This window comes from uncultured Gimesia sp. (genome assembly GCF_937919775.1).
Taxonomy (GTDB): Bacteria; Planctomycetota; Planctomycetia; order Planctomycetales; family Planctomycetaceae; genus Gimesia.
On record NZ_CALFPF010000301.1, the window covers coordinates 1 to 5,488 of the forward strand.

General features: G+C 51.5%; 6 protein-coding genes. 3 read left to right on the forward strand and 3 right to left on the reverse strand.

Annotation, left to right across the window (positions count from 1 at the left end):
* The 3 genes from Q0294_RS08235 to Q0294_RS08245 form a co-directional block, all read left to right on the forward strand.
* The coding region (locus tag Q0294_RS08235; RefSeq protein ID WP_299463172.1) for a hypothetical protein at positions 1–358 on the forward strand (358 nt) is incomplete at its 5' end.
* Between the two features lie 3 nt (positions 359–361).
* Positions 362–1,252, forward strand: coding sequence for a hypothetical protein (locus Q0294_RS08240; protein ID WP_299463174.1), 891 nt, complete (start codon positions 362–364; stop codon positions 1,250–1,252).
* Positions 1,253–1,587: 335 nt separating this feature from the next.
* Entirely contained in the window at positions 1,588–2,052 is a 465-nt protein-coding gene (locus tag Q0294_RS08245; RefSeq protein ID WP_299463177.1) for a BON domain-containing protein, read from the forward strand.
* A 6-nt stretch (positions 2,053–2,058) separates the two neighbouring features.
* On the opposite strand, the gene yegQ is transcribed toward Q0294_RS08245, so the two are convergent.
* The 3 genes from yegQ to Q0294_RS08260 form a co-directional block, all read right to left on the reverse strand.
* Positions 2,059–3,429 (reverse strand): tRNA 5-hydroxyuridine modification protein YegQ, encoded by a 1,371-nt coding sequence (gene yegQ, locus Q0294_RS08250; protein ID WP_299463180.1) that lies wholly within the window; start codon positions 3,427–3,429, stop codon positions 2,059–2,061.
* A 70-nt stretch (positions 3,430–3,499) separates the two neighbouring features.
* Positions 3,500–4,423, reverse strand: coding sequence for a sialate O-acetylesterase (locus Q0294_RS08255; protein ID WP_299463183.1), 924 nt, complete (start codon positions 4,421–4,423; stop codon positions 3,500–3,502).
* Positions 4,424–4,549: 126 nt separating this feature from the next.
* A partial coding sequence (locus Q0294_RS08260) for a DUF1501 domain-containing protein (RefSeq protein WP_299463186.1) occupies positions 4,550–5,488 on the reverse strand: 939 nt, incomplete at its 5' end.

The following is a 5,488-nucleotide window of genomic DNA, read 5'->3' on the forward strand; positions in this document are numbered from 1 at the left end:
CAGTTCCACCAGACGCAAAGAACTGCTGGTCTTTCTGACTCCCCGCATCATTCGTAACGATGCTGATTCGGAATTCATTAAGCAGGTTGAAGCGGAACGGATTCACCTTCAGGTGGACAAAGCAGAACAAATGCAGGGGCCCATTTTTGCGGTGCCCCCGGGAGAACCGGAATTCATCCCCGATGGTGACGGGTTACTGGAACCGGTCCCCACGACCGTCATGCCACAAACCAATCTGAATCCGGAAGCGGACGGAGGAATCCAGCAGATCAATTACGAAACAGAAATAAAACAACCCAAGCGTGCTCCGAAAAAGTCTGTCATACAAAGGCGTTTTCCTTATTGGGGTCGAGACTAAGCAATGAACCACCTGACCATAACTGTCCGAACGCTGTTGACGTTACTGTTATTTTCGACCTCCGTTACCGGATGTACGAGCCTGGCTTTATCGAGCTGGAACTGGAAGACAGCAAAAAACTTTGCCACTCCCAAAAAACCGGCTGTGGAAATTGTCGCACTCTGGGAACCTGCTGAAGGAAAAGGTGTTGACGGATTGCCGACGCGCGGCTTCGCAGGCCAGATCTTGTTTTTTCAGCACAACAACTCTTCACCCGTTTATGCAAAGGGTGAGGTGATGGTTTATCTCTACGACGATCAGGGAGATTTAAAGGAACAGTCGAAACCCCTGCATCAATACAAGTTTGATTCCGGCGCCTGGCAGGTTCACGCAGTGGAATCTACTTTAGGCCCCGCCTATCAGGTGTTTATCCCTTATGTTCGTAAGGGCAGAGATCAGGCGGAATGTGCGCTGCGTGTTCAACTGACTCAGAAAGATGCGCCCGATATCTATTCCCGCATGATCTCAGTCAAACTGGAAGGCAAAACTCCCCAGGTGACAGAGGAGTCGCTGACTCAACAACCCGAACAAAAAGCGAAAGCAAATGTAGAAGTAGATACTTTGGCACGACGGGAAACGGGGAAACGTCTGGAGCTTTCCTCGAAGCATAAACAATCTCAATTGAGAAGTTCCGAAGCAGATCTGAACCGCATCCAGCAAGTCAAGGCAGAAGTCATGGAGCCCGTTGTTGACGAACGCGATGAACGGATTCGCCAACTGGAATCTCAGATGTATCGTTTACTGAATGATCCAAAACAGTTACCAGCCGAACGCAGCCGACAGTATACTGCCGATGCGATCCCCACAGAATCAGGCGGTTACCGGCAGTTTCGTTTGAATGATGCCGCGGAATAACCACTTTCAACCCTGGAAAACAGATTATTTGCTTTGACTGTGAAATGACGATGTTATAATTAAGTCGATTGCGGTCCTGTTCCGTTTTGAGTTCTGTTCCGGGGGAAATCATGCCACGCTCTTGTTTCACAAACGTAATGTGTGTAACAGTTTGCGCATACTTCACTTTCGGGGCTATCGCGCAATCTGAGGCGCAGGTCCAAACGCTCTCCAGCAGTTCTTCGCAGCAGTCCAGTCGGAGTACGACAGGCGGTACGGGAAGCTCGATTGGCAGTAGCACTTCCGGGAACCAGTTATCAGGGAATTCTCAATCCGGACTCAACACAATGGGCAACATGCAGTCGCTCAACCCCCAGAACGGTTTCATCGGTCGCTCAGATGCAGCCCAGGAAACGTTTATCGGTCGGAATAACACACAGAACGCCGGCACGAATAACGGCGGTCAAAACCGCAATTTTAACAGAGCCACCACGAGCGGATTTCAGTCGGGACAGAACCAGTTTAATGCCGGCCAGTCTGCTGCTCCGGTTCCCGCATTTCGTCCCCAGATGAGAGTGGCTTTTACCGCAGCCCCGCTTCCGCTAAGCAACGTCCAGGCATCGATGGGCCAATCCTTTGACCGGATCAAAGAACGGAACGAACACCTGAGCGGCGTGCAGTTTGAATTGAACGCCGATCATAGTGTCACGCTACGTGGTCAGGTGGAATCAGCGGGTGCTAAGAAACTGGTAGAATTTCTGGCAATGCTGGAGCCGGGTGTCCGCAAAGTAACCAATGAATTGACGGTCGTCGAAAAGTAACTTTCGTTAAACGATAGTCATCTCGGCGGGGGTCTTTACCGATTTCATTAACAATGCAAAATGTCGATCGTGGTCGTTCAACCGTCCCGCACTGTCCTCAAGCTGATTTTCGCTGAAGGGGATCTTGACGACATGCCCGCTGCCGGGAGCAACTTCCACCGACGCAGAATTCTTGTCTAACAGTGTTTTCAAACTGAAGACTGTATTTCCGGCGGGTGTCATCAACTCCAGTTCATCGTCCAGACCAAACTTGTTTTTGACATCCACAATCAGACCGTCTTCATCCCGGTCAATGATATCGCCGACAAACTGCTGCTGATTAGCCATCGAACGACCGTGCTCATAATTCTGCATGCTTTCAGAGGCATGTCGCTGGAAGAAGCCTTCGGTATAACCCCGGTTGGAAAGACTGTCGAGCATCTCCAGCAGGTTATCATTGAATTCGATGCCTGCAGCGGCATCGTCGATGGCTTTGCGATAAACCTGCGCGGTTCTTGCTGCATAAAAGAAGGACTTGGTACGCCCTTCAATTTTCAGCGAGCTGATTCCCATGTCGCTGAATGTTTTCACATGCTGCACGGCACGCAGGTCTTTGGAGTTCATAATGTATGTGCCATGCTCATCTTCATAAGCGGGCATATACTCGCCGGGCCGTTGGGGTTCTTCCAGGAGGAACAACTGATCCACAATCGGCAGCTGCTGCTGACTTTTTGGCGGGGGAGGATTTTTGAGGACGATATCCCCTTCGAGTGTCTGGACGGCTTCATTGACTTTGTAATCCCAGCGACAGGCGTTGGTGCAGTTTCCCTGATTCGAATCGCGATGGTTCATATAACCGGAAAGCAGACAGCGCCCGGAATACGCGATACAGAGCGCTCCGTGCACGAAAACTTCCAGTTCCATATCGGGACACTCTTCCTGAATTTCTGCCACTTCTTTGATCGAGAGTTCTCTCGAAAGAATCACGCGGCTCAATCCGAAGTTTTTCCAGAACCGCACGGTGGCATAGTTGACTGCGTTTGCCTGGACCGACAAATGGATGGGGACTTCCGGCCAGCGTTCCCGGACCATCATGATCAGCCCGGGGTCAGACATGATCAGCGCATCCGGTTTCATTTCGATGACCGGTTCCATGTTTTTGAGATAACTGCGCACTTTCAGATTGTGAGGAGCGATGTTACTGGCGATGTAAAATTTCTTACCCAGCTTGTGCGCTTCTTCGACGGCTTCCGCCATCACTTCCAGTTTGTTGAATTCGTTTTCACGAACACGCAGACTGTAGCGCGGCTGTCCTGCATAAACGGCATCGGCTCCATAAGCGTAGGCATACTGCATTGATCGGTGGGTGCCGGCCGGGGAAAGAAGTTCCGGTTTCATATTGATACCTGTAACACAATTTCTATCGAAGAGCTGAAAGTAAAACGCATATCATCCAAGCAGGATAATATTATTCCTGAGGCAGTTTCCATAGGGCCTGGGCAAATTTACTGCCTAAATCCAGATAACCTACTGAATTATAGTGCCAAGGATCTGAATAACCATAATCATCGGTACTGGTCACCAGCGCTGCACGTTTGTCTTTTTCGACGAAAGCCGCCTGTCCGGCCCGCACGATTTCGCCGTGTTTCCAGACCTTTCCCTCCGGATTGTTCCCTGAATCCGAAATGCGGCCAACCACCACCGGCAGGTCATCTGTCAGCATCGATGCACGAATTAAGTCCATCAGCCGCTTGAGGTTGGCTTCATACTGCTTTGCGATTTCCTCAGAATAATAGGCATCACTTTCCCCCTGCATCCAGACAATGCCGGCGGGAATCAGTGTGTCCGCTTCTCCATCCTGATCGATGTCCCGCGTCTGCAGCGCCCGTTTCATACCTGTCAGAAAATGGTCATATTGATTGATGCCCTGCCCTTTGTCGGTCCCTTTTTCATAATCGGGGTCCCAGCAGCCGAAGTTGCCTGCCGCTTCGATGGCCAGCGAAGTGCCGCCACGCGAAATTTTAATCAAAGCGAAATTTTCTTCCGGCGCAAGTTCTTTGAGCGTTTTCGCAAACGTCAGCTCAGCACCAAAGCGATCTGAGTAGGTATTCGCGGTCCCGTCCGATTTAAAACCCGCCCCATGTCCCGGTTGCAGTGGAGCCCAGATACCACGGCCATCTACGGGGACTCCATCGGGAGACGGGTTTGCATGAAAGATCATCACTCCGGAAACCGGCTGCTTGAGATCCTGAGGAAGATCTTTGACATATCCGTAGCCATCCATGTTGGACTGGCCGCCCAGAAAATAAACGCGGTACGTTTTTGCAGACGCAGATTCCGCGCCGATCAGGAAGGGAAGTTGGACCAGTGCCAGACATATGAAACGAAACATGGAACAGCCTTTCGCATCCGCTGTGTGAAAATGAGAATTCAGCTGCGATTCAATATCGCAAAGATTCCATTATACAAAGCAGACCGCGTCTGACGAAACCGTAGCGGGTACTGAAACAAATCCTGTCTAAGCGATGATTTCGTCGATTGGGTGACCGAAATCCATTTCGATGCGTTTCTGGCCGGGCACTTCCAGACGGCGGGCGTCCAGTCCCAACTGTTTCATCAGCGTGGCGTGCACGTCGGTCACATAATGGGGATGTTCTTCGGCGTGGAAGCCGAGTTCATCCGTCGTGCCATGTGCCAGACCTCCTTTAATACCCCCGCCCGCCATCCAGATGGAAAAGCCATACGGATGGTGATCGCGGCCGTTACTGCCTTGCGAACCGGGGGTCCGACCGAATTCGGTGGCGAACACGACAATCGTATCATTCAGCAGGCCTCTGCGTTTCAGGTCTTTTATCAGACCGGCCGCCGGTTGATCGACCTGCATTGCCAGCTTGGAGTGACTTGCCTGCAGATTGGAATGTGAGTCCCAGGCGCCGGCGGCTCCGTCGCCATGCATGATCTGAATGAACCGCACCCCCTTCTCGACAAACCGCCGCGCGGCCAGCAACTGCATCCCAAACGGTTTGGTCGCGGGATTGTTCAATCCGTAAAGTTCCTGCGTCTCTTTGGTTTCCTGGTCGAACTGAATCACTTCGGGAACCGCCGACTGCATACGGAATGCGAGTTCATATGATTTAATCCGCGCCTGAAGCGTGCTGTCATTCGGATATTTTTCCGAACTGAGCCGGTTGAGCTGGTTGATGAGTGAGAACTCGATTTTTTGTTCTTCGTTGCTGAGATCCAGTTCCGGTTTTGCATAGGGCAGTGGATTTTTTGGATCAACCTTGAGCGGCACCGAATCGTAGGCGGGTCCCAGATAATGCCCGTCTCTGACATCAAAAAAACGTGGCCCCATATTGATGAATTGCGGAAGATTCTGGTTCAGCGTTCCCAGACCGTAATTGATCCAGGCACCGATGGTTGGCACACGCCCATCCAGCATATGCCGCCCGGAATG

Coding starts and splice junctions, on each gene's coding strand:
- Q0294_RS08245 (WP_299463177.1), top strand. CDS start 1,588: ATGCAGTCGCTCAACCCCCAGAACGGTTTCATCGGTCGCTCAGATGCA.
- yegQ (WP_299463180.1), bottom strand. CDS start 3,429: ATGAAACCGGAACTTCTTTCCCCGGCCGGCACCCACCGATCAATGCAG.
- Q0294_RS08255 (WP_299463183.1), bottom strand. CDS start 4,423: ATGTTTCGTTTCATATGTCTGGCACTGGTCCAACTTCCCTTCCTGATC.
- Q0294_RS08240 (WP_299463174.1), top strand. CDS start 362: ATGAACCACCTGACCATAACTGTCCGAACGCTGTTGACGTTACTGTTA.